Here is a 3,092-nt window from a genome sequence, read left to right on the forward strand (position 1 = left end):
CGGCGCCCCGCGCCGACCAGCTCGCGGCGCTGCGTGCGCTCCCCGTCGATCAGGTGGCCCGGGGCCGGGCCTTCCACGGCGCGCTGCGCCCGGCCGGCTGGTCGGCGCTCGCCGTCGGCCTGGTGGTGGCCCTGGTGCTCGGGCTCACCCCGCTCGGCGGCCGCCTGGTCGAGCTGGCCGGACGGCCCTTCGGCGGCCACTGGGCGGCCCAGGCGGTGCTCGGCGGGCTGGCCGTGATGTTCCTCGCCGACCTGCTCACCCTGCCCTTCGCCGCCTGGCGGCAGACCGTGCTGACCCGTTACGGGCTGAGCACCCAGGGCTGGGGCGGCTGGACGGTCGACCTGCTCAAGTCGTACGCGGTCAGCGCGGTCATCGGCGCGCTCGTCCTGCTCGGCTTCTACACGGTGGTCCGGCTCGCCCCGCGCTGGTGGTGGGCGTTCGGCGCGGCCGGCGCCGCCGCGCTGGTGGTGGTGCTGTCGTTCGTGCTGCCGGTGCTGGTCGAGCCGGTTTTCAACCGGTTCACCCCGATGGAGCCCGGCCCGCTGCGCACCGAGCTGACCAGCCTGGCGGCCCGGGACGGGGTGCCGGTACGCGACGTGCTGGTCGCCGACGCCTCGCGGCGGACCCGGGCGGTCAACGCGTACGTCTCCGGGTTGGGGCCGACCCGGCGGGTGGTCGTCTACGACACCCTGCTGCGGGAGGCGGACCCGGCCGAGGTGACCAGCGTCGTCGCCCACGAACTGGGGCACGCCAAGGACCGGGACGTCTGGACCGGCACCCTCATCGGGGCGCTGGGCGCCGCCGCCGCGGTGGTGGCGCTCTACCTGATCGGCTCCTGGACGCCGCTGTTGCGGCTGGCCGGCGTCGACTCGATCGCCCAGCCCCGGGCGTTCCCGCTGCTGATCGCCCTGGTCACGGTGGCCGGCCTGGTGGCCACGCCGGTGCAGGCGCTGGTCTCCCGGCGGGTGGAGGCCCGCGCCGACGCGCACGCGCTGGCGCTCACCGGCGACCCGGCGACCTTCGAGGCGATGCAGCGCCGGCTGGCCGGGGTGAACCTGGCCGACCCCGACCCGCCGCGCTGGGAATACCTCTGGTCGGCGTCCCACCCGTCCACCGTGGAGCGGATGGCCGCCGCCCGCGCCTACGCCAGGGAGTCCGGCGGATGAGCCGCACCTTGCTGATCACCAACGACTTCCCGCCCCGCCCCGGTGGCATCCAGTCGTTCGTGCACAACCTGGCGGTGCGCCAGCCCCCGGGGTCGGTGGTGGTCTACGCGTCGAGCTGGCGCGGCGCGGCCAAGTTCGACGCCGACCAGCCGTTCGAGGTGGTCCGGGAGCGCACCAAGGTGCTGCTGCCCACCCCGCTGGTGGCCCGCCGGGCGGCGCGGCTGGCGCGGGCGTACGACTGCGACACGGTGTGGTTCGGCGCGGCGGCCCCGCTGGGGCTGCTCGCGGCGGGGCTGCGGCGGCGGGCCGGGATCCGCCGGGCGGTGGCGCTCACCCACGGGCACGAGGCCGGCTGGGCAACGCTGCCCGGCGCCCGGTCGGCGCTGCGCCGGATCGGCCGGGGGGTGGACGTCACCACCTACCTCGGCGAGTACACCCGGGTCCGGCTGGCCCGGGTGCTGGACGGGGTGACCGAGCTGCGCCGGCTCGCCCCGGGCGTCGACGTGGACACCTACCACCCGGGCGTCGACGGCGAGCGGGTGCGGCTGCGGCTGGGGCTGGCCGACCGGCCGGTGGTGGTGTGCGTGTCGCGCCTGGTCCCGCGCAAGGGGCAGGACATGCTCATCCGGGCGATGCCGGAGATCCGCCGCCGGGTGCCGGACGCCGCGTTGCTGGTCGTCGGCGGCGGCCCCTACCGGGCGACGCTGCAGAAGCTGGCCCGGCAGACCGGGGTGGAACGTGACGTGGTGTTCACCGGCTCGGTGCCCTCGGCCGAGCTGCCCGCCCACTACGCGGCCGGCGACGTCTACGCGATGCCCTGCCGGACCCGCAACCGCGGCCTGGACGTCGAGGGCCTGGGGATCGTCTACCTGGAGGCCAGCGCGACCGGGCTGCCGGTGGTGGCCGGCGACTCCGGCGGCGCGCCGGACGCGGTCCGCGAGGGCGAGACCGGATACGTCGTCCGCGGCCGGGACGTGGCCCAGCTCACCGACCGGGTGGCCACCCTGCTCGCCGACCGGGACCTGGCCCGCCAGTTCGGTGCGGCCGGCCGGGCCTGGGTGGAGCGCGAGTGGCGCTGGGAGACCCAGGCCGAGCGGATGGCCGCCCTGCTCGCCGGCTGACCCCGGCCCGGGAGCCGGGCCGGGGTCACGAACGCGAGCCGGTCAGGTGCGAGCCAGGGCCGGCTCCGCCGGGGCCGGTTGCGGCGACCGCCGGGCGAGGCGGCCCGGCCACCAGGTGCGCACGCCGAGGTCCAGGGTCAGCGCCGGGATCAGCAGGCTGCGCACCAGCAGGGTGTCGAGCAGGATGCCGACCGCCACGATGACGCCCATCTGCACCGACGGCACCAGCGGCAGCACCAGCAGCGCGCCGAAGGTGGCGGCCAGCACCACGCCCGCGCTGGTGATCACCCCGCCGGTGACGGTCAGCGCGCGCAGCACGCCCGGCCGGTGCCCGATCCGGGCGACCTCCTCCCGGGCCCGGGTCATCAGGAAGATCGTGTAGTCCACCCCGAGCGCCACCAGGAACAGGAACGCCTGCAACGGGACCCCGACGAAGAGCCGGGGGTGGCCCAGGACGTCGAGCAGCAGTCCGGCCGCCCCCATGGCGGCCGCGTAGGACAGCACCACGCTGGCCATCAGCAGCAGCGGCGCGACCAGCGACCGGAGCAGCAGCACCAGGATGACCAGGACGACCGCGAGCACCAGCGGGATGACCACCCGGTTGTCCCGGTTCACCGTGCGCTCCTCGTCCAGCACCGTGGCGGTCCGCCCACCGACCAGGGCCCGCGCGTCGGGCACCGCGTGCACGGCGGTCCGCAGCCGGGTCACCGTGTCCCGGGCGGCGTCGCTGTCCGGCGCGGCGGCGAGCACCGCCGGCACCCGGACCCACCGGCCGTCCGCCGAGCGCTCCGGCGCGCCCACCTCG

The 3,092-nt window shown here is 76.7% G+C and carries 3 protein-coding genes; 2 read left to right on the forward strand and 1 reads right to left on the reverse strand.

Annotation, left to right across the window (positions count from 1 at the left end; all coding sequences use genetic code 11):
- On the forward strand, nucleotides 1-1,166 hold a 1,166-nt coding region (locus tag B0E53_RS34810), incomplete at its 5' end, for a M48 family metallopeptidase (RefSeq protein WP_107079762.1).
- On the forward strand, nucleotides 1,163-2,287 hold the full coding sequence (locus B0E53_RS34815) for a glycosyltransferase family 4 protein (RefSeq protein ID WP_107079763.1): 1,125 nt from the start codon (nucleotides 1,163-1,165) through the stop codon (nucleotides 2,285-2,287). The genes B0E53_RS34810 and B0E53_RS34815, both read left to right, overlap by 4 nt.
- Before the next feature lie 42 nt (nucleotides 2,288-2,329).
- Here the strand turns inward: B0E53_RS34815 and B0E53_RS34820 are convergent.
- Nucleotides 2,330-3,092 (reverse strand): MMPL family transporter (locus B0E53_RS34820; RefSeq protein ID WP_146167912.1); only part of this gene is annotated, 763 nt, incomplete at its 5' end.

The organism is Micromonospora sp. MH33 (assembly GCF_003013775.1).
Taxonomy (GTDB): domain Bacteria; phylum Actinomycetota; class Actinomycetes; order Mycobacteriales; family Micromonosporaceae; genus Micromonospora; species Micromonospora fulviviridis.